This is a genomic window from Aeromonas sp. 160P (genome assembly GCF_055193095.1).
This window is the reverse complement of record NZ_JBUXKV010000001.1, coordinates 3,877,437-3,899,759: the sequence shown is the minus strand read 5'-3', so window position 1 is coordinate 3,899,759 and position 22,323 is coordinate 3,877,437. Positions and strand designations below refer to the sequence as shown.

Below are 22,323 nucleotides of genomic sequence, written 5' to 3'. Positions count from 1 at the left end.
ATGTCGTCTTACGATTGAACCTGATACGCTCAGAAATCGTGGTTGAAAATGAAATCAAATATTAATGCACTCGAGTCTGAATCAATCGCAATTTTTAGAGAAGTTGTTGCTCAATTCGAAAACCCAGTGATGCTTTATTCCATTGGGAAAGACTCTTCCGTGCTATTGCATTTGGCTCGTAAAGCTTTTTATCCAGGCAAAATCCCATTTCCTTTATTACATGTGGACACCGGGTGGAAGTTTCGCGAGATGATAGAGTTTCGTGAGCGTATGGCAACCGAGTATGGTTTTCAGTTATTGGTACATACCAATGAAGAGGGGCGCGCACAAGGGATTAACCCTTTTGAGCATGGCTCTTCTTATACCGATATCATGAAAACTGAGGCTCTCAAGCAAGCTCTGAATAAGTACCGTTTTGATGCAGCTTTCGGAGGGGCGCGACGGGACGAAGAGAAAAGTCGAGCCAAAGAGCGGGTCTTTTCATTTCGAGATGTGCGACACCGTTGGGACCCAAAAAATCAGCGTCCCGAACTATGGAGTCTTTACAATACCCGTGTCAATTCAGGCGAGAGTATCCGGGTATTTCCGCTCTCTAACTGGACCGAGCAGGATATCTGGCAATACATCTACCGAGAGAAAATAGAAATAGTCCCGCTCTACTATGCAGCACCTCGTCCCGTGGTCAAACGTGGCGGTACCCTCATCATGGTCGATGATGAGCGGATGCGCTTGCTTCCTAACGAATCCCTCACCTTAAAAAAGGTACGTTTTCGTACCTTGGGCTGTTATCCACTTACTGGTGCGATAGAGTCTGATGCGGATACTCTGCCGACCATCATTGCCGAGATGATGCAAGCGAGAACGTCGGAGCGGCAAGGTAGATTGATTGATTCGGATCAGTCCGCTTCGATGGAAAAGAAGAAAATGGAAGGATATTTCTAGAATGGCTGGGGGAGCTATCGTGAACGAGTTTGATGCCTATCTGGCAGCCAATGAGCATAAATCACTGCTACGTTTTCTTACTTGTGGCAGTGTGGATGATGGCAAGAGTAGCCTCATTGGTCGTCTTCTGCATGATTCAAAGTTGATCTATGATGATCAGTTGGCCGCAATACAACGGGATTCGCGCAAGTTTAATACTACGGATCAGGGAATAGATCTGGCTTTATTGGTTGATGGGCTGCAGGCTGAGCGTGAGCAGGGGATAACGATCGATGTTGCCTATCGTTATTTTTCTACCAACAAACGAAAATTCATTATCGCAGATACGCCGGGCCACGAGCAATACACGCGTAATATGGTAACCGGAGCCTCTCACTGCGAGCTAGCAATCATTCTGGTTGATGCCAAGGGGGGGGTAAAAGCACAGACCCGTCGTCACAGCTTTATTTGTTCTTTGCTAGGGATTCGGCATGTTGTAGTCGCCATTAATAAAATGGATCTGGTTGCATATGACGAGACCCGTTTTAACCAGATTCGCGATGATTTTTTAGCTTTCTCCACGGAGCTGGGATTTGGGGATATCACTTTTATTCCGCTCTCTGCCTTGCGTGGCGACAATGTCGTCGAATCCGGTAACAAGATGCCTTGGTATCAGGGGCCTTCTCTGCTCTCTTGGCTCGAAACGGTGCACATCGCCCCGCTCGACATGGGATCGTTTCGCTTTCCGGTACAGTATGTGAACCGTCCTGATGCGGATTTTAGGGGCTACTGCGGCACGGTGGCTCGGGGACAAATCGGTGTCGGTGATCCTGTGCGGGTATGGCCGTCCGGCAAAGCGAGTCGGGTCGCTCGTATTGTCACTTTTGATGGTGATAAGAGGAGCGCCATCATGGGCGAGGCGGTGACGTTGACGCTGGATGATGAAATTGATATCAGCCGGGGGGATATTCTGGCGCCAGCCAATGAGCATTGGCATTCAGCAGAACAGGTCAGCGGTATGTTGGTGTGGTTACATGAAACACCGCTGCAGCCCCATCGGCAATATGAGATAAGAATTGGTACTCGTACTCTTACCGGATTTGTGGAGAGCATTGATTATCGGGTTGATATCGAAGATTTTTCCCATCATCCAGCGGTGCATTTGCAGCTTAACGAAATAGCGCACTGCCAGATCCGGTTCACTATGCCAATACCGGTCGATTCCTATGCCACATGTCACGAAACGGGAGCGTTGATTTTGGTTGACCGTCTGACAAATGCCACTATGGGGGCCGCCATGATCGTGCAGGCGCACAGTGAAGAACCTCAAACGAGACATCCCTTCAGTGAATTTGAAATTGAGCTTAATGCATTAATTTGCAAGCACTTCCCCCATTGGGGGGCAAAAAATCTGAAGGATTTGATCTGATGACAATGATGGCATGGTGGGTGTTGCTGGTTTTTGTTGGCTCACTTATGGCGCTTGCCCGTTGGCAGGGCAAGGCTGATCGTATTTTCGGGCTGGTGTTGATGCTGCTCTATTTGCCAGGTGCCATCAGCAGTGAGGCATTACTGGCCTGTGCCGCGAACAACGGCCTGATCACCTTGGTGTTGTTGATTTGCACAGCATTTGTACTGGAAAAAACGCTGCTGTTACAACGTGCTGCTGCCTGGATGTTGACACTGGGCTTTGAACGTTGTTGGTGGCGAGTGATGCTGAGCAGCATTGCCAGCTCAGCCTTGTTGAACAATACCGCGATTGTATCAATTCTGCTCGGCCCTCTGCGTTCCGTCACTCATCATCCCGCTCGTCGATTAATCCTGCCGATGACTTATGCCGTGTCGATGGGGGGAATGCTGACACTGGTTGGTACTTCGACCAACCTGATTGTTAATTCAATGATGATTGAGGCGGGGTTACCCGGCTTTCATCTGACGGATTTTTTTCCGGTCGGCGTGGCCGTGGCAATTGTGGGTATTATCTGGTTGTGGTGGCGTCGTGACCAACTTCCTTCCGCACCATTGAATGCGGAGTCGGTGGAGCACTATCTGGTGGAAGGCCATATCGAACCAGATTCGCCACTGATTGGCAAGACGATTGCTCAAGCTGGGTTACGTCATCTGCAGCGTCTGTTTCTGGTCGAAATTGTCAGATCTGGTGAAAAAATCTGTCCCGTACCACCACATGCTCAATTGGTGGTAGATGATCGGCTCCTTTTTTCGGGAGAGCCGGCCTCGATTGGCTTATTGGCCCGTTTTAAAGGGTTAGCCAGTTATGCGCAACGACAGGGATTGAATGCTGGCGAATTGACTGAAGTATTAATTTTGCCAGATTCTCCCCTTTGTGGATTGCGTCTAAAGGAGTCCGACTTTCGGGCCAAATTTGATGCTGCCGTGGTGGCTATCCGTCGTAACGGAGACGCGCTTAGCGGTGTAATCGGCGAGCAGATATTATGTGGTGGCGATTTTTTGGTACTGGCAACCGGGAAGGATTTTTTGGGGCGTGCCAATTTGACCAAAAATTTTCTGATTATACGAGGTGCCAAGCCGGCTGCGGCGATTAAACCATTAACCGAATGGTTGATGATTGGCGGATTCTTACTGGCGATTACCCTTTCCGCATTGGGATTGGTATCTCTGTTTAAATCCATGGTGTGTTACCTGAGCATTTTGCTTTTGTCAGGTACTTTGACGTTGAATGAACTGCGGCGACGTTTTCCTTTGGGGCTTTGGTTGATCGTGATGTCAGCATTGGCACTGGCAAAAGCGATGGAAACTAGTGGCTTGATGGGGGTCGTGACCGATTTGGTCAAGGTTCATCTGGAAGGTGCTTCACCTCATTGGGCATTAGTAGGTATGTTGGTGGCAACATGGTTGGTGACGGAGATAATAACCAATAATGCTACTGCTGCCATGATGATACCTCTTGCCTTGGCATTGGCGCAGGGATTGGGCGTCTCGCCACTCCCGTTTGCGATGGCGGTAGCATTTGGTGCCAGTTGTAGTTTTGTCAATCCTTATGCCTATCAGACCAATCTGATGGCTCTGAATGCGGGTGAATATCGGCTAGTTGATTTTTTACGATTGGGGCTGCCTTTGGCTTTGCTCTATCTTGCTGTGGTTGCTGCATGTGTTCCTCTCTTTTTTCCATTTTTACCCAGATGAGGCTAGTTTCTTATGAATGATCTGACCTGGCATGGTCATCATGTATCGCCATCACAACGAGCACAACAAAAGCATCAGTTACAAACAGTGCTCTGGTTTACCGGATTAAGCGGTTCGGGAAAATCGACCATTGCCAATCTGGTTGATGAAAAACTCTATGCCATGGGGTATCACGGATTTGTGTTGGATGGGGATAATATTCGCCATGGGCTGAATGGAGATCTGGGATTCAGTGATGCAGAGCGGGTGGAAAATATTCGGCGTATTGCTGAAGTCGCTGTTCTCATGGCCGATGCCGGTCTGATTGTTTCAGCAGCGTTTATTTCTCCTTTTGCCAATGATCGGGCTTTAGTCAGAGAACGATTGGGTGCCAGATTGATTGAAATTCATGTCAGCACTCCCCTTTCAGTATGTGAACAGCGTGATCCCAAAGGGTTATATCGGAAAGCAAGGACTGGCAACATCCTGCATTTTACCGGTATCGATTCACCTTATGAGGTTCCATTAAATCCGGATCTCGTATTAGATGCTGGTGAACTTTCCGCAGAAGAGTGCGCCAGCAAGGTCTTGGATTTTCTGAGCAATGGTGGATGGTTACTCAAGGATGGTAATAAGTGAGCTCGGTTTTACTTTCGATAAGCCTTGTGACCTACAAGCCTGATAAGGTTTTATTAGCGTCAACGCTATTGGTGATGTCTAAGGCTGCTATTGATGCTGGTGTAAATGTGCGACTAACGCTGGTAGATCATACGCCGTTGGCACGGATGAATATTGATCGACAATGGTTGACTGGGGTTTGGCATCATTCATTTGAATTGATTCAGCATGGCGATAACCCGGGTTTTGGTTGTGGGCACAATCTGGCTTTGCAAAGAGAGACGTCTGACTATCATCTGATTCTTAATCCCGATTTGGGCATCGCAGCGGATGGTTTGGTGTGTGGATTGGAATTCATGGCACAAAATCCGGATTGCGGATTATTGACGCCTTTCGCTACATGGGAAGATGGTGAGGTACAACGGCTTTGCAAACGCTATCCAACCGTATTTGATTTACTATTGCGTGGTTTTGCTCCCGCGTTTGTGAAGAAGTTATTCCAGACGCGCTTGGCAAAATACGAGATGGCAGATCAGCTCAACAATCATGACGTGCTGTGGGATCCTCCGATTGTCAGTGGTTGTTTTATGCTGTTTCGCACAGATGTTCTACAGCAGCTCGGAGGGTTTGACTCTCGCTTTTTCCTCTATTTTGAAGATTTTGACATCAGTTTGCGGGCAGGAAAGATCAGCCGGATTGCCTATGTCCCTCAGGTGAAGGTTGTCCATCACGGTGGTCATGCATCGCGCAAAGGCTGGCGCCATATCTGGATGTTTGGGCGTTCCATGGTGACTTTCTTCAATATTCACGGTTGGCGTTGGTGGTAATGGCAGATATTAAAAGTACAGTCTTGGTCACAGGTGCTAACGGATTTGTAGGCAAGGCGGTCTGTGAACACCTGATTATATGTGGAGCCAATGTGAAAGGCGCGGTGCGAAGTCACCCGCTGGCTTCTTACCATGTTCAGGCTCCCTCTTTGACTGCCGATGCAAACTGGAAAGCCCAATTGCAACAGGTGGATGTGGTTGTTCACTGTGCTGCCAGGGTGCATGTGATGTCGGATACCGCGACAGATCCACTGGCTGCGTTTCGAGCGGTGAATACAGAGGGTACCCTCACTCTTGCTCGACAAGCGGCTGAGGCTGGGGTGAAGCGCTTCATCTTTATCAGCTCGATCAAAGTGAATGGCGAGCAGACCGAGCCAGGTAAGCCATTTGATGAGAATGTACAGAGTCCGCCAGAAGATCCCTATGGACGCTCGAAGTATGAGGCGGAACAGGGGCTGATGGCGCTCGCGAAAGAGTGTGATATGGCTGTTACCATCATTCGTCCTCCTCTTATTTATGGGGAAGGGGTGAAGGCTAACTTTGCCAGCATGATGAAGTGGGTGCGCAAAGGGATCCCGCTACCTTTTGCCCGTTTGACCAATGCTCGCAGCCTGCTGGCGTTGCCTAATCTGTGTGACTTCATTGCCAATGCGATGAAACACCCTGCCGCAGTGAACCAGGTCTTTCTGGTTGCAGATCCGGTCGCGGTGTCGACATCGCAGTTGTTGGCAGCGATTGCTGATGCAGAAGGGGTTGTCTGTCGGCTGTTTTATCTCCCACCAGGAGTGATAAGAGGGCTTGGCCGTTGTTTGGGGATTGATGCCAAGCTACAACGGATTTATGGCTCTCTGGAAATGGATACCGGTAAGGCTCAGAGCCGATTACAATGGTCGGCACCCTATTCGCTCTCTCAGACCCTATCTCTGATGGCATCTTCCCATAGTGAGTCGTCTTGATGCTGGCATTTGTTTTGTTGTTGATGTTTTGTCTTGTCCTTTCAATCACCATGACCGGCCTGCTCAGGCGCTACGCCCAGACCCGCTTGCTTGACCAACCCAATCATCGCAGTTCGCATCAGGTGCCTACCCCGAGAGGCGGTGGCATGGCTATCGTGACGACCTTTCTGCTGGCAGCCCCTTTGTTTGTCGCCCTTATCCCACTGCCCTATGGCATATCCAAGAGCAGCTTCGCATTGATATGGGCTGCGGCTCTTGGGATTGCACTGGTTGGTTTTATCGATGACCACATCTCTCTCAAGCCTCTAACCCGCCTGATTGTGCAGAGCATTGCGGCAGCCTTGGTGGTATCTGCTGTCGATGGTTTGCCTGAGCTGACTTTCTTTGGCTGGCCGCTGGATCTTGCCTGGTTCGGTTATCTACTGGCCTGGCTGGGGGTGATCTGGTTTATCAATCTGTACAACTTTATGGATGGCATCGATGGCTTGGCGGCAGGCGAGGCCGTTGTCGTCTGCCTGTTCATGGCGTTATTTCATTATCTGGTTGGGGGTGAGTGGTCGTCTGCTAGCTTGACCTTGCTACTGGGGATTTCGGCTGCGGGCTTCTTGTGCTGGAATTTTCCACCCGCCAGGATTTTTATGGGGGATGGTGGCAGTGGCTTTCTTGGCTTGATGCTAGCTGCCCTGATGCTGCTGGATGCCACTTCTGCTCCCCAATTCCTGTGGGCATGGCTCGTCATGCTAGGGGTATTTGTGGTTGATGCCACCTGGACCTTGCTAAATCGCTATCGCCTGAAGTGTCGCCTGAGCGAGGCTCATCGTACTCATGGCTATCAATATCTGGCAAGACGCTGGCAGAGCCATCGAAACGTGACATTGGCTGTGTTTCTTATAAATAGCCTATGGCTTGCGCCGATCGCCGTCATGATTGTATTGGGCCAGCTCGATGGCGTGATCGGTCTGGTCATTGCCTACTTGCCGTTAGCTTATCTTGCGTATCACCTGAATGCAGGAGTACCAGAATGAGAAATGCGCTTTTACCCGGTGGTAGCTGGCTACTGACCAGCCTGGGTGCCCTGTCACGTGCCAGCAAGCGTGCCGTCTCTGTCGCCGTTGATATGATCCTGATCACCATGACCTATTGGGGGGCGTATTGGATCCGGCTTGAACAGCGCTGGCCTATTGATAGCCCCCATCACTGGGCACTGCTCGGCGCAATTATCATCGTCAGCATCAGCTTGTTTGTGCGACTGGGGCTGTATCGCGCGGTGTTGCGATATGTCAGCTTTCGAGTGCTCTGGACAATCTTGCTCGGTGCATGCCTTTCAACCTGCTTCTTCGTTATCTCTGCGTTTTACTTCGATATCTTCCTGCCTAGAACGGTATCAATTATCTACCTCTCCTTTCTGGTGTTACTGGTCGGTGGTGTGCGGCTGTTTTTCCGTGCGCTGCTTAATACTACCCGCTTGGCACGTACCCAGGTGTTGATCTACGGCGCGGGCTCTTCCGGTCGACAGCTGCAAATGGCCTTATTGCAAGGTAATGAGTTTTATCCTGTCGCCTTTGTCGATGATGACCCGGCAAAACAGGGCTGTGTGATCCAGGGATGCACCGTTTATCACAGTGCTCAGCTGCCAACCCTGATTGACCACCATGGGGTAAAGAAGATCTTGTTGGCCATGCCGAGCAGCACCAGGGCTCGTCGTCAGGAGGTGATCAATGCACTTGAGCCCCTCTCTTGCGAAGTGCTCTCTATCCCGGGAATGGCTGACCTGGTCAATGGCTCGGCTCGCATTGATCAGCTCAATGAGGTTTCCATCGACGATCTGCTGGGTAGAGATCCGGTAGAGCCGGTGACCAGATTGATGGAAGCCAATATCACAGGCAAAGCGGTCATGGTGACCGGTGCCGGTGGCTCTATTGGTTCTGAGCTCTGTCGCCAGATCTTGCGGTGCCGACCATCCACCTTGGTTCTGTTCGAGCTTTCTGAATATGCCCTCTATGTATTGCACAAGAATTTGCGTGAACAGTGTCAGCGTGAAGGAATCGAAACAGATCTGGTGCCGTTACTGGGATCAGTACAGCGCCAACATCGCCTCAAGACAGTGATGCAGAGCTTCAGGATCCAGACCGTCTACCATACCGCAGCTTACAAACATGTTCCGCTGGTTGAGTTCAACATCATTGAAGGGGTGCGTAATAACGTATTCGGCACTCTTTATGCGGCGCAAGCGGCCATTGAGGCAGGGGTGGAAACATTCGTGCTCATCTCTACCGATAAAGCTGTGCGGCCAACCAACACCATGGGGGCCAGCAAGCGTCTGGCCGAGTTGATCTTGCAAGCCTTGACCCGCGAGAAGCACAATACCCGTTTTTGTATGGTGCGCTTTGGCAATGTGCTCGGCTCGTCCGGTTCAGTGGTGCCGTTATTCAGACAGCAGATAGATAAAGGGGGGCCCATCACCCTGACCCATCCCGACATCATCCGTTACTTCATGACGATACCTGAGGCTGCCCAGCTGGTGATCCAGGCGGGCGCAATGGGGGAGGGCGGCGACGTCTTTGTGCTCGATATGGGGCAACCAGTACGGATCATGGAGTTGGCCAAACGCATGATCCGCCTGAGCGGCCTGACACTGCGTGATGAGCAGCGGTCCGATGGTGATATTGCCATCGAGGTGACGGGTTTACGGCCGGGTGAAAAGCTCTACGAAGAGTTACTGATTGGTGATGATGCCAGAGGAACCGAACATCCCAGGATCATGGTGGCACAAGAGAGCTGGCTGCCCTGGTCAAGGCTGCGGCCTTTACTGGCGTCACTGGATGAGGCTTGTCACCGTTTTGATCAACAGCAAGTGCGTGAAATTTTGATGCATGCGCCTGCCGCCTTCGAACCAACGGATGGTATCTGTGATCTGGTGTGGCTGGCCAAGCAGCAACTACCACCAAGTGACAATATTGTACAACTGCCATCTCATAACATAGATTTTTTGCTTGCCAATCATTGATTTTTTATATATCAGGGCGCCCACTCTTGGGCGTTTTTTTTGGTTCCTCTGTTTTTGTTGTGTTTTTTTTAATCGATCGAGCCAGTTTTGGACTAGATTGACTACTTATTTCTCCAAACCGCAGGTAGAATCCACTTCCGTCATTTCTGAATAGTCCTACATTTTTTGCGTGAAAAAATGCGCATTATAAGCGGAGCTATAACGAATTGCAGGAATAGCGACTTGTTATGTCGCCCTTCTTGCTGGCGATAAGGTATCGAAAATGACACGTTTATTTACTGATGCCTTTCACAATATAAAGGAACTACATGCACACTGGGAGCTGTAACTCAGGGGCGGTAGCCATTGTTTTTTTTGTAAATTGGTTGGTTTTTTAGCCTCTAATTGACACTTTTGTGGTCATTTTAGTGCTAGTGATAGTGATAGTGATGATATCAATAATAGAAGGGACTGTTAGTAGTCCCCTGATATGTGGTACGGGATAGAGAGTATGGTAATGCTGAGGTGTGTTCACCCAAGTGAGCGCTACTGGTTGGCAATCGATTGAAATCGTGCTTTGTTACAGTGCGCTCACTCAAAATCAATGGATTGTCCGCACAACTCCAATTCAGCCCTTCACTTTCAATGAAAATCAATCTCTTTTCTTGGTTCGTGTGGCTCTGAAACCTGCAATAGCTGGTTTCAAGGCGGTAAAAAACAATAAATCTACGGCACGTGGCAGTCGAATGCCGATGAGACACACCTCAATGGTTGTTTCTCAGGGCATCGACATGAAGAGAGCTTATGGGAATGCATAATAAAATTGACAGTAGTGCAGCCTTCGGGATTGCTGCGAATGAACAGTTGACGGCCAAGAGCCATTCGCTGGATATTGGTAATTTGGTGTATGAGCTTAAGCGGGTTCACATGAAAAGTGATGAGCTTTATGTTTACTGCAGTGACAATGACAAAAAGCTTATTGAACGGGTGCTTGCTGATTATCCGTTCAAATTGAACTTCAATGTGACAGATCTATCGGACCTGAAAGGCAAAACCCTTGTGCATTACAAGAGTGGTGACCTTACCGATGAACTGGCCGCAATGTTGGTGCTGGCCACCAAATATGGCGCCTACGTTGAACCGCTGGTCAGTTATCTGGACCGCCGTTTCGGCCGCACTGAAGTGGAGTTGCTGCACAGCGGCTACTTCCTGCACATGAAATCTTTTTCCATCCTCTCCCGTCCATCCAATCGCATTGCCAAGCGAGCGCTGGATCTGGTCTCTGCCATTGTGCTAAGTCTGGTTGCCATTCCCATTGGCATTCTTGCTGCGCTGGCCATCAAACTGGAATCACCTGGTCCCATCTTTTATCGTCAAGCCCGGGTTGGTCGGTTCAACCAGGAATTCGACGTAATCAAGTTCCGCTCTATGCGAAACGATGCCGAAAAAAATGGTGCTCAATGGGCTAGCAAAAACGACGCCCGTGTTACTCGTGTTGGCCGTTTTATTCGCAAGACCCGTATTGATGAACTGCCGCAACTGATCAACGTCTTTAAAGGCGAAATGTCACTGGTTGGCCCAAGGCCTGAGCGGGAAGTGTTTATCAAAGAGCTGGAAACCGTCATTCCATTTTATCGCTTCCGCCATGCGGTCAAGCCCGGTATTACCGGCCTGGCCCAGGTCAAGTATCCCTATGGGGCATCAATTGAAGATGCGGTGTGGAAGCATAAATACGATATCTTCTATATCAAGCATCAAAGCCTGATGTTGGATATCAAGATCCTGATATTGACTGTTAAGACTGTACTGTTTGGCATGGGGCGGTAATTATAGTGTGCTCCGGCTATGTCCAACTACCTATGATGCCTTATTAAGTCGATAACATTTACTGAGTTTGTTGATAACTCTTTTGGTTTTGATGCATTTATTTTAAATAAAGTAGGATTTATATGTCTGGAAAAGTTCTTAATGTTGGTGTTGTAACAATGCATAGAGTTGTTAACTATGGCTCATTTTTACAAGCTTATGCAACACAGAACGTTATAGAAAATTGTGGGTGTAAATGCGAAATAATAGATTATATGTTTCCTAATGAATGGCATTATGCAAGAGGTATTGAGGGGCAAAGTTTTCTCAAGAAAAAAATTTCTGATATTATCTATAAATTAGGGATCAAGGCTGGTCATCGTAAAAAGTTAAAGCTTGAAAAAGCTGTGAATAAATATCTAAATTTATCAAAGCCTTATTCGAGCCCAGATGAGATAAGTAAAAATCCTCCATGTTATGACGTATATCTAACCGGTAGCGATCAAACTTGGAATCCAAAGCATACCAAGGGTGATCCAACATTTTTACTATCGTTTGCACCAGAAAAGGCAAAAAAAGTGTCTTTTTCTGCGAGTATTGCTGGGAATAGTATTAGTGATGAATACAAGTCTTCATATACTACTGGATTAAAAAAATATAACAGCGTATCGATTAGAGATTCTGGTGGAAATCATGTAGTTCGGCAACTTATTGGCCATGAAGTTGACGTGACGTTAGATCCAACGTTAATGATGAATAAAGAACAGTGGGGTGTTTTTTCAAAAAATGAGAAATCAATATATCCTGATGATGGATATATTATATTCTATCTCATAACCCATTCATTTGATGTGACCCCATATATATATAACATTCTCAAATCGTTGCAAAATAAAACTGGTTTGAAAGTGTTCTCATTTTGCCCAATACCTGAAGATTTTAATATCAGCTATGAGCTTTGTAGTGATATTGGCGCTGAGAATTTTATTGAACTATTTGAAAAATCATCATACGTAGTGACATCCTCATTCCATGGCACAGCATTCGCTGTAAATTTTGGCATTCCACTTTATTCTGTAGTAAATAATATAAATAATTCTGACGATAGACAAGCATCGCTTTTAACAAAGCTTGGTATTGAAAATTGCTTAGTTCTGATAAATACTCCATTCGACGCTATTTCCCCTACTTACAATGTTGAGTTAGAGCAGAAAAAACTTGATGAATTAAGAGCTGAGTCAATGCATTTCATTCGTGAAGCATTGCGCTAGTGTAAAATTACATGTCGTGATTTTAGGTGTAATTTTAAAATCACGACATTTTATTGTTTTTATGTAACTAGAATTTCTAATAAAGACTTATTTCTTTATCTCACCATCCTTTTCGATAAATAAAAAGGCTGTTTATATTAAATAGGGGTGGAGTTTAATCTTCTCAGCCACATGTAAATTATGGTTATGCATTAATACCATTAGGTGTATTAAATGACGAAAAATAAAAATGAAAATATCACAATAGTAAAAAACACTGTCATCTCATACTTGAGAATTATATGCACAACCGTCTGTTCATTGCTAACGGTAAGATATCTTATTGGTTCGCTGGGGGTTGAGAGGTATGGGGTTTATGCCCTAATTACCGGTGTGATAATTATATTGACCTTTTTAAATTCGGCTATGACGGTGTCCACTCAGAGGTATTTGTCATTCTATCAGGGGACTGGTAATAAAGAACAGTTGGGGGTTGTTTTTAAAACAAGCTGCATTCTGCATTTGATTGTAGGGACGCTTCTTGCGGTGATATTGCTGTTGCTGATGAACACAATATTAGAAGATTTTATAAATATAGATAATGCACTCGTTGATGAGACTCGTTATCTATATTTAGGTGTGGTTGCATCAATAATAGTTTCTATAATAACTGTTCCATTGAATGCCTTAGTTATTTCTCGTGAGAATTTCAGAGTAGATGCACTAATATTAATATTTAAATCGCTAATGATGTTATTAACATCATTATATATGAATGCTATTGGTGAACATGCTCGATTAGCATTTTTAGGAATTGCAATTGCAGCTATAAGTACCCTCACTTTTCTTGCTTATTTTTTGTACTGCAAGGTTTATTATATTGAATGTACTTTTAAAACACCACTTGTAAGAGGTGTTTTTATTGAGATGTCAGTTTTTGCTTTATGGAGCTTATATTCAAATATTTGCTATGTCCTAAACACACAAGGTATTAATGTAATAATTAATAAGTTTTTCGATGCCAAAATGAATGCGGCGTATGGGATTGCATTTCAAATTAATGGTCAAGTTAAGAACTTATCCCAAACATTGTTATCAGCGATGAACCCACAAATTATGAAAAGTGAGGGGAAGGATAATAGAGATAGAACCGTCAATGTATCTATAGCGGCCAGTAAAGTGGGTTTTTTTTTGGTTGCATTGATAACAACGCCACTGTTATATATATTACCTGATGTTATAGAATTGTGGTTAGGTGTCATACCTGATTATGTTGTTATGTTTTCTTTTTTTTTCTTGTTCTCAAATCTAGTCAATCAACTTACAGTTGGGGTTACTCCTGCTATTCAGGCAATAGGTAACATTAAAAAATTTCAATTATGGATTGGTTCAACTGCGTTATTGGTTTTACCAATTTCATATTTAATGCTTTATTTTAACGCTCCAATATATTATGTAATGTGTTTGTTGTTGTTGATTGAATTTGTAACTGGTTATTTAAAGGTTTACATATTTAGTGAGTTTTTTGACATAGGTATTAAATGGTATTTAAATAAAGTAATCTTACAAATGGCGCTTCCATTTATCATAACTAATGCTGTTGCTTTAATTTTTTCTTCATATGTGGTTTTTTATGGCAGCGAGCTGTTGATTGCAGTAATAAGCGTGATGCTGTATTTATCTTTTTCTTATATATATAGTCTCGAAATGAATGAAAAAATTGTATTAAATAAAATCATGCGTAATTTAATAATGAAATTCAAAGGTTAGTAGTGAGAATTAATATGGCAAAATTAGTATCAGTTATAGTTCCTATGTATAACGTAGAGAAGTATATAGAGAGTTGTGTTAACTCGATAATCAATCAGACATATCAAAACTTAGAAGTTTTACTTATTGATGATGGTTCCCCTGATGGCTCTGGTTGTATAGCAGATAGACTATCTTGTGTAGATCATAGAATTAAAGTAATACATACAGAGAATAAAGGCGTAAGTCAGGCGCGAAATTTAGGTATTAGTACATCTTCTGGTGATTATTTGGTTTTTGTTGATGGTGATGATTGTCTAGAGCCGGACTTTGTTGAATACATGATGGGGTTGGCCATGCAAAGTGGAGCTGAGTTTGTAATGTCAAAGAATTGCAACTTGTTCCCTGGTTACATTAATAATAATGTTAAGCTTGACTCAGTTGAATACTGGTCACCAGCCAAAGCATCAGCAGAATTACTTTATCCTGGGAAAATTGAAATTGGTTGTTGGAATAAGCTTTTTTCAAGAGAGTTTATTGAAAAAAACAAAATTATATTTCCAAATAAATACTATATGGGGGAGGGGCTTCATTTTATCGTAAGTGCTGCACAAAAAGCACGATTTGTATGTGTTGGAGAACGGTCTGTTTATAATTATAGGAAGGATAACCAACAAAGTGCCACTACAGTTGTAAATATTCCAAAATATATAAATGCATTGGCTGCTATTGATGATATAAGTAACGGGATTATCTTAAAGTCTGACATTCTTGATCTGGCTGTTATGTATCATAAGTATATGACGATGTATATTGCGCTTCATACAATATACATTACCGATAATGCTGATGATTATAGTGATGAGGTGGAATGTTATAAAAGATACTTGAGAAAGTATCTATATGAATTCTTGAACGGTGAGTTTGCGACATCTGTGAAAATGAAAGCAGTTATGTTTGCTGTAAATCCTAAATTAGCTTGCGAGACATTAAAAACAGTCAAAGCTATTATTCGATAAAATTGGTACGAAATTTTATCATGTGTTTGATTATGCATCACGCTATGCAAGTGAGTTTGTCTAGAGGTGTGTTCATATGTATTCACCTGATTGTTATCCATAAGCAGGGAGTGGTCATACGGCTTCAAATCGTATACCCAAATGGTACCCCAGCGCGTTATCTGTGTAGTCACCGTATGATCACCAACGAGAAAAGCTCGTTGCAAACTCAGCTCTGCTAGAGCTTGCCAAAGAGCTCAATAACGTCAGAAAGTTTGCGAGCTCATCACCTACCGCCGTCAGCAGTTCTACGAAATTCGCCGGAATTACTAGGTCGATAGTGCTGAGGGCTTGCTCTACAAATTGCACAATTGTTAAGGGGGCTAATCCCAACCGAATGCCCCCAACCCTAGATTGAGCAGGCCATCCTCGAAACCTACCCATGGCCAGTGCGCGGGCGCAGGAACTCGCTTTGTAGGGTATCAACGTCAGAGCTGCGGAGTGCGTGGCGTGTACAACGTCACGACCTGCTCTTCAAACACGACCGCTTGCTGCGCCTCGAGAAAACCCACCAGGAACAGGTCATTGAGCTCAAAGACGAGCAAATTCGCCAGTTAGAGGACTTTAGTCCCGAGTGCCGCGAACGCCATTGAGATTCACTAGGCTGTCGACACCTTCTTCGTTGGTGTGTTCAAGGGAGTCGGCAAGGTGTATTTGCAAACCGTGCTTGACTGTTACAGTCTCCACGCCTAGAGACTGCTCTACACCAGCAAGCTGCCGGTGATCTCACTCCAACGAAACAGTGCTGCCATTTTTCGAAGCCCATTAGGCGCTGGTCTATCATGCTGCCGTACAACGGGCGCGAGTTCTGTGGGCGGCTGACAACCAAGGTGCGTGGGCCACAGAGCTGCGGCTTGATCGAGTGACTATAAGCCCCCTGGTTGATGAACACTGCCGTGTCAAGGGGTGGATAACCTGGTATGAGCCTGTAGAGCAGATGTAGACAGATCTGGAAAGCTACCTGTAACACGACAATAACCAGCGGCCACATCAGGGCTGGATAATAGAGGGGCAGACCCCCTACAACATGTTCAAGACGGGTCTGAAATTGATAACGAAGGAAGTGCGTATAAAGTAGCGTAAACAAGACCCCGGTTTGAGGCCGGTGTCAGGTGATAACTAGGTCTGTACATAGCATTGTTGACTTCATGTTGATGAGAATTTAACTCCTAGAAATATCACTTAGTGAATCACTTTTGTTTTTGATGAAAAGATAAATATCATGAGATTTTATATGCGTGAAATAAGTCTGGCTATATTGTTTTGTTTTCTTTCGTTAATGAGTTCAGGCCTATACATGTTAGGCATGGCTATTGTGTGGTTAATATTCTGTCTGCTCATTAATTACAATAAGATTGGTAATATTCGATTGTTAAACGGAGATTACTGGCTTGTGTTTATATTTGTATTTTATTGTATCTTTTCGATTGCTGTAAATAAATATAACTCAAGCGTAAATATGTATATTGTTGCTCTTCTCTATATGTTTTTCTCCTATTTTTCTGTTTCACTATTACTTAGTTATAATATTTGTTTAGGTGTAAAGATCTTCAGGTTTTTAATCGTAATCTTATGTTGTTCTTTATTGGTCCAAATAATGGTTTATTGGGTGGGAGGATATTATGTTGACTTTAATAGCCTATTTTCATTTGGTTATTCAGAATCTAGATATCTAAGTAAAACGCTTCAAGAGTTTGAAATCATTCGACCTACTTCATTTTTTACTGAGCCATCCAATGCTAGCGCTGTCATATCAATAGTAACATTTTGCTACTTAATACTTTTGAAAAAAGTTGATGGTTATGTATTCCTAGGGTTCATATCATCTATGATGACTTTGTCGACAGCGGGGATTCTAATTTGCTCAATATCAATATCTGTTATCTTTATATTTAATAGATCAGGCATTAAAAATATACTATTGAAGTATGGTTTAATTCCTGTCATTAGTTTTACGTTAATAGCATTATTTTTAATGTTTAGCTATGAGCGTCTAAATAATGTATCAGAATATGATATGCTTGCGACGAGAAGCGTTTTAGTTGATATGGTCTTAAATCAAGATTCATTGTTTCACATTTTTGGTAATGGGATTAATGTGATATCCACGCCAGTATATAACAAAGGGTATTATATATATGATTACACAATTCGAGATAGTGGTTTCCTTCTTAACTTATACTACTCATTTGGCATTTTTGGCACGATAGCATTTGTCGTTTGGTCGAGAATTAAACTGAAAGATAATATGCATTTTATATTATTTTTTATTATTTTGAATGGAAAGTTTGACTATCTACAGCCTGTTTTTTGGATGCTTATATTTATAGTGTCGATGATTCCAAGAAATAGAAATGCTGTATTGGGGAATGAGGGGGGGTAGTAAATTTTTAACCGACTTGTCGTAAACTCTAATCAATTATTGATATGTGTGGTGCGAGGTGTAAATGCTGGCGGGAAGAATGTTTGACATTGGTTTAAAAAATACGTTAAAGAGGTTGGAGTTTGATAAGAGTGTCGGTTCGATACAAGATGATATATATAAAAAAAGAGCCAGTTCACCCACATTGTCTGCAGTCTTCAGAGTAAAAAATGCAGAAACATACTTAGAGGTATCTATAAGCTCGCTAGCTCTTATTTGTAGAGAAATCATTATTGTTGATAATAATTCATCTGATGCGACTCTTGAAATTGCTTACAGATTGAAAGATCAACTATCTCATCTGTGTATAATTAAAATCTATTGTTATAATCATAAGCTGGCTATTGCTGGAGAGAGTTATTCTCGCAATCTAACAAAGGAGAACTCATTAGCAGCATATTATAACTTTGCTTTCTCAAAAGCCACTTCTGATTACGTCATGAAAGCAGATGCTCATTTGTTGTATACTCCATCAGCGCTTATTAAAATTCAAAATCTAATGAGAAAAAATAAGAGGGTAATAATATTTAGAGGCGTTGAAGTATATGGAATGAAGTTATCCTTTGAAAGATATGTTTTTAAAAATGATGGTTCATTTAATTTTGTTGATGGCGAATATTACGAAGAATTGAAGTTTGATTATAAGCTTTCTAAGCTTGAACAATATCGTTCTACAATATTTACACCATGCTTTATTCATTTTAAGAGAATTCGTTATATAAATATGATAGGGCAAGAAAATTTAGTTGAAAAGTTATATAGATAACTTTGGCATGTAGATTGTTTATTTTGGAGAGTGCGTAAGTGATTAATGTTGTTGTGTTTAATTGGAATTATTCTGATTTTTTGACAAAACTACTGACAAAGATGGAGCCAATTTATAATGACGCATACTTCAGGATACTGATTTGCGATGATGGTTCCACAGATGATAGCCTTAAGATCATACATGAATATGTTTCCAAGGGGATTAATAACATTGTTGTTTTTGAAAGGAGTGAGCTTAACTACGGAAGAAAAATGCCATACATGGGGCAAATTGAAAGTTTAGGGAAAGTCATGGCAAGTGATTATTTTTCATCATCAGACTATTATTGGCTTATGGATGCAGATGATTACTTCGACTTCTCAATCATAAGCGCTGAATTCAAACGAAAAATCGAGTCATCTGTAGTAAACTTTACTCAAGTGAAAAATGTTTCTGAAAATGATATATATTATGAAAATATAAAAAGAAAAGTTTGCTTTAACAGTTCAATATTCCCCACGATATCTGTTACATCATCGATTATTGTTTCAGGATTTTTTTTAGAAAAATATAAGGCGTTCATCTTCAAAGAGGGCTTTGATGATGTATGGTTAGATTCTCGTATTAACATGCTTGCATGTTTACTAAACTCTGATGAAGTGGCATATATAGACGAGCACGTTTGCCGTTTAATCCATGGTGGGAATGACTCCATTAATATGCCAGTGTTACGGGCTCTAAAAAAACAGATCGTTGCTCACAATTATTATAAGTTTATCAATGGAAATAAATTTTTACGGCATCATAGGATGATAATTCTTTGGTGTGCTTCAAAGTTAATTCGCCCATTTAAACGTTAGCATTTTTAATTCGGTTTTATTTGATAGTAAAGTCATAATTCAGAGCGCTTATATACTGGGCGATATGTTATGACTATGATTTTATGAATGCGTGGTGTTTAATATAGGAAAGGCTTTTAGCCATGATTGAAACAGTATCAATTATTATGCCTGCTTACAATGCGGAAGCATTCATAGTATCCAGTATTAATTCTGTGTTAGCTCAGACTTATGAAGACTGGAAATTGTATGTTATTGATGATGCATCGATAGACAATACTGAAAGCTTGGTTTTATCTTTTAATGATCCAAGGATTTGTTATATTCGGCAAGTCAGTAACCAAGGAGTATCAATAGCGAGAAATGTTGGGATCTCTGCTGCTCAGGGACGTTATATTGCATTTCTCGATAGTGATGACCAATGGACTAAAAACAAACTAAAGAGCCAATTATTTATGTTGGAAAATGGCTATGACGTCGTCTGTAGCAACTATTCAACATTTAGTAATTCGATAGACTCCACGATATCCACAAGAACTTTCCCTAGTGAGTTTACTTATTCTGATATGCTAACCGGAAATAAAATTGGGAACCTTACTGGTGTGTACAATCAGGAACGTATAGGTAAGGTTTTTCAGCGTCAAGTTGGACATGAAGACTATATTATGTGGCTTGATGTGATGAGCCGCACATCGAAATGTTTCTGTGTGCAAGACAATTTGGCGTATTATAGAGTGTCAGAGAAATCACTCTCTGGAAACAAGTTTAAAGCCAGTTTGTGGCAATGGGATATATATAGAAAACATTTAGGTCTTGGTGTTTTTAAAAGTGCTTACTATTGGCATTGTTATGTATTGAATGCATTGGTGCGTTAGTTTTCTATAGCATGTGAGAATTTGGCGTTATTATTGCGGCTCAATTTGTCACAGTTATGTTTATAATTTGGCTGGTTGTCAATTTGGGCCTGAGTGATTAGAGTAATCCAATCATCAACGGTATAACTTGGTTGCATGATAATCATATTTTTATAGATGTTATCTTCCAGAGCCATGCTTACTTTTATTTGGTGATTTTTTATAAATTCCTCTCATATTTATCCGAAATTTCCGCTATCATACGGCGATTTTTCCGTTCAGTTCTTGATGGCAAGCTTAATAAGGTGTGGTAGTGAAAAGGATTCAGCTCATTCCTCTGTTGTCGGCCGTGGCCCTGCTCAGTGCGTGCACTGTGGTGCCCGGTACCAATCTTTCCACCAGTGGCAAAACCGAGGTGGCTACAGGTTCCGTTGATGTTGATCAGCTAGCAGATGTCTATCCGGTTACCCCTGCGTTGATCAGCCAGCTGCGCAAGGCGCCGGTGGTGGGTAAGGCCAACCCCGAGCTCAATAGCGAGATCAGCCGTTACGAGTACCGGATTGGTGTGGGCGACATCCTCAATGTCACCGTGTGGGATCACCCCGAGTTGACCATCCCGGCCGGTTCTTACCGCAGTGCCAGCGAAGCGGGCAACTGGGTCCACGCCGATGGCACCATCTTCTACCCCTATATCGGCAAGGTGGCCGTGGTGGGTAAAACTGTCGCACAGATCCGTACCGATATCGCCAAGCGCTTGGCCCAGTTTATCGAGAGCCCGCAGGTGGATGTGAGCATTGCAGCGTTCCGCTCCCAGAAGGTTTATATCTCCGGTGAGGTGACCAAGCCGGGCGCCCAGCCCATCACCAATGTGCCGATGACCCTGCTCGATGCCTTCAATCTGGCTGGCGGGCTGACCCCGACTGCGGATTGGCACCATGTGGTGTTGACCCGCCAGGGCAAGGAGTTCCCGCTCTCCATGCAGGACCTGCTGCAGTATGGGGATCTCTCTCACAATCAGCTGATGCGTGACGGCGACATGCTCTATGTGCCACGCAACGATGCCCAGAAAGTTTTTGTGATGGGTGAGGTCAACAAGGCATCGACCCTGACCATTGGTCGTGAGGGGATGAGCCTGACCGAAGCGCTGAGTAGTGCCGAGGGCCTTAACCAGAATGCCGCCAATGCGACCGGCATCTTCGTATTGCGCCCCGCCGCGAAAGCCCAAGAGAAAGCCGCCATTTATCAGCTCGACCTGAGTGATGCCACCGCGCTGGTGATGGGTACCGAGTTTGCGTTGCAACCTTACGACGTGGTCTATGTCACCACGGCGCCGGTGACGCGCTGGAATCGCGTGTTGAGTCAACTGGTGCCCTCCATCAACGGCTTTAACGAGCTGACCGAAGGCATGCTGCGGGTTCGCAACTGGTAAAACCGTGATGTTGCTTAACCTCTCCCGCTTGATTGACGTGTAGCCGCACTCCCTCAGGGAGATGGCATTGAGAGGGGGGCTGATGCCTCCCTTATCTCCGGTTGTTTGTTGCCTTGATGCGGTGACAAACGGGGAGGATAGGGCAGGGGCGATGCCCTCTACCCGTCTACCTATCGAGACGATGCACGTAGTGAGGAGCGGTGGCTGCAGATTTTATTTTTAAAGAGCGACAGCGATATGTTTGAAAAAATTCTTGTGGTGTGTGTGGGCAATATTTGCCGCTCCCCAACCGGTGAACGACTGCTTCGCGAGCGTTTGCCCGGCCGTCAGGTCAGTTCTGCCGGGGTCAGTGCCCTGGTTGACAAGCCGGCCGACAAGGTCGCGAGCGAGGTGGCACAGCAGCATGGTCTTTCCCTTGAGGGACACTCGGCGCGCCAACTGACCCGCGAGCTCTGTCAGGATGCCGATCTGATCCTGGTGATGGAGAAAGGGCATATCTCTGCCGTCACGGCCATTGACCCGGGGGCACGTGGCAAAACCATGCTGTTTGGCCACTGGCAGGGGGAGAGCGAAGTGCCTGATCCCTATCGTCTGAGCCGGGAAGCTTACGAACATGTTTACCAGCTGTTGGTGCGTAGCGCCGATGGGTGGACGAAAAAACTGTAACGACATCCGCAGCGTCTGGTGGTGTTTGGGTTGTATCTGACAATAAAAAT

The 22,323-nt window shown here is 44.3% G+C and carries 19 protein-coding genes and 1 pseudogene; all 20 read left to right on the top strand.

Annotated features, from left to right (window positions below):
• Nucleotides 1-48 precede the first annotated feature (48 nt).
• The 20 genes and pseudogenes from cysD to ACY8FN_RS17970 all read left to right on the top strand — a co-directional run bounded on the left by cysD (nt 49) and on the right by ACY8FN_RS17970 (nt 22,273).
• Complete coding sequence (gene cysD / locus ACY8FN_RS18065; protein ID WP_463101201.1) at nt 49-942, top strand: sulfate adenylyltransferase subunit CysD; 894 nt, start codon at nt 49-51, stop codon at nt 940-942.
• A 1-nt stretch (nt 943) separates the two neighbouring features.
• Complete coding sequence (gene cysN, locus ACY8FN_RS18060) at nt 944-2,350, top strand: sulfate adenylyltransferase subunit CysN (protein ID WP_463100803.1); 1,407 nt, start codon at nt 944-946, stop codon at nt 2,348-2,350.
• The gene (locus ACY8FN_RS18055; protein WP_463100802.1) at nt 2,350-4,086 is read left to right on the top strand and encodes an SLC13 family permease; all 1,737 of its coding nucleotides are present in this window, start codon (nt 2,350-2,352) and stop codon (nt 4,084-4,086) included. Before cysN ends, ACY8FN_RS18055 begins: the two co-directional genes overlap by 1 nt.
• A gap of 12 nt (nt 4,087-4,098) precedes the next feature.
• The gene (gene cysC / locus ACY8FN_RS18050; RefSeq protein ID WP_463100801.1) at nt 4,099-4,704 is read left to right on the top strand and encodes an adenylyl-sulfate kinase; all 606 of its coding nucleotides are present in this window, start codon (nt 4,099-4,101) and stop codon (nt 4,702-4,704) included.
• Complete coding sequence (locus ACY8FN_RS18045; RefSeq protein WP_463100800.1) at nt 4,701-5,510, top strand: glycosyltransferase family protein; 810 nt, start codon at nt 4,701-4,703, stop codon at nt 5,508-5,510. The genes cysC and ACY8FN_RS18045 overlap by 4 nt, the downstream gene beginning before the upstream one ends.
• A complete protein-coding gene (locus ACY8FN_RS18040; protein WP_463100799.1) occupies nt 5,510-6,466 on the top strand; it encodes a UDP-glucose 4-epimerase family protein in 957 nt (318 codons plus the stop codon). The genes ACY8FN_RS18045 and ACY8FN_RS18040 overlap by 1 nt, the downstream gene beginning before the upstream one ends.
• On the top strand, nt 6,466-7,491 hold the full coding sequence (locus ACY8FN_RS18035; protein ID WP_463100798.1) for an MraY family glycosyltransferase: 1,026 nt from the start codon (nt 6,466-6,468) through the stop codon (nt 7,489-7,491). The genes ACY8FN_RS18040 and ACY8FN_RS18035 overlap by 1 nt, the downstream gene beginning before the upstream one ends.
• The gene (locus ACY8FN_RS18030; protein ID WP_463100797.1) at nt 7,488-9,473 is read left to right on the top strand and encodes a polysaccharide biosynthesis protein; all 1,986 of its coding nucleotides are present in this window, start codon (nt 7,488-7,490) and stop codon (nt 9,471-9,473) included. Before ACY8FN_RS18035 ends, ACY8FN_RS18030 begins: the two co-directional genes overlap by 4 nt.
• A 506-nt stretch (nt 9,474-9,979) precedes the next feature.
• Complete coding sequence (locus ACY8FN_RS18025; RefSeq protein WP_463100796.1) at nt 9,980-10,270, top strand: hypothetical protein; 291 nt, start codon at nt 9,980-9,982, stop codon at nt 10,268-10,270.
• A complete protein-coding gene (locus ACY8FN_RS18020) occupies nt 10,257-11,279 on the top strand; it encodes an exopolysaccharide biosynthesis polyprenyl glycosylphosphotransferase (RefSeq protein ID WP_463100795.1) in 1,023 nt (340 codons plus the stop codon). Before ACY8FN_RS18025 ends, ACY8FN_RS18020 begins: the two co-directional genes overlap by 14 nt.
• 122 nt (nt 11,280-11,401) lie before the next feature.
• Nucleotides 11,402-12,529: a polysaccharide pyruvyl transferase family protein gene (locus ACY8FN_RS18015; protein WP_463100794.1), complete on the top strand. Its 1,128-nt coding sequence runs from the start codon at nt 11,402-11,404 to the stop codon at nt 12,527-12,529.
• A gap of 213 nt (nt 12,530-12,742) precedes the next feature.
• On the top strand, nt 12,743-14,278 hold the full coding sequence (locus ACY8FN_RS18010) for a lipopolysaccharide biosynthesis protein (RefSeq protein ID WP_463100793.1): 1,536 nt from the start codon (nt 12,743-12,745) through the stop codon (nt 14,276-14,278).
• A gap of 14 nt (nt 14,279-14,292) precedes the next feature.
• A complete protein-coding gene (locus ACY8FN_RS18005; protein WP_463100792.1) occupies nt 14,293-15,276 on the top strand; it encodes a glycosyltransferase family 2 protein in 984 nt (327 codons plus the stop codon).
• A gap of 214 nt (nt 15,277-15,490) precedes the next feature.
• Nucleotides 15,491-16,393 (top strand): annotated as a pseudogene (locus tag ACY8FN_RS18000) (transposase family protein).
• A 531-nt stretch (nt 16,394-16,924) separates the two neighbouring features.
• Nucleotides 16,925-17,698: a hypothetical protein gene (locus ACY8FN_RS17995; protein WP_146181127.1), complete on the top strand. Its 774-nt coding sequence runs from the start codon at nt 16,925-16,927 to the stop codon at nt 17,696-17,698.
• Nucleotides 17,699-17,777: 79 nt separating this feature from the next.
• Nucleotides 17,778-18,503, top strand: coding sequence for a glycosyltransferase family 2 protein (locus ACY8FN_RS17990; RefSeq protein ID WP_201951851.1), 726 nt, complete (start codon nt 17,778-17,780; stop codon nt 18,501-18,503).
• 38 nt (nt 18,504-18,541) lie between these two features.
• The gene (locus ACY8FN_RS17985) at nt 18,542-19,345 is read left to right on the top strand and encodes a hypothetical protein (protein WP_463100791.1); all 804 of its coding nucleotides are present in this window, start codon (nt 18,542-18,544) and stop codon (nt 19,343-19,345) included.
• 122 nt (nt 19,346-19,467) lie between these two features.
• Complete coding sequence (locus tag ACY8FN_RS17980) at nt 19,468-20,199, top strand: glycosyltransferase family 2 protein (RefSeq protein WP_201951848.1); 732 nt, start codon at nt 19,468-19,470, stop codon at nt 20,197-20,199.
• A 292-nt stretch (nt 20,200-20,491) separates the two neighbouring features.
• The gene (locus tag ACY8FN_RS17975) at nt 20,492-21,607 is read left to right on the top strand and encodes a polysaccharide export protein (RefSeq protein WP_275116278.1); all 1,116 of its coding nucleotides are present in this window, start codon (nt 20,492-20,494) and stop codon (nt 21,605-21,607) included.
• 237 nt (nt 21,608-21,844) lie between these two features.
• Nucleotides 21,845-22,273 carry an arsenate reductase/protein-tyrosine-phosphatase family protein gene (locus ACY8FN_RS17970; protein WP_463100790.1) on the top strand — a complete coding sequence of 143 codons (429 nt, stop codon included), beginning with the start codon at nt 21,845-21,847 and terminating at the stop codon, nt 22,271-22,273.
• Nucleotides 22,274-22,323 lie beyond the last annotated feature (50 nt).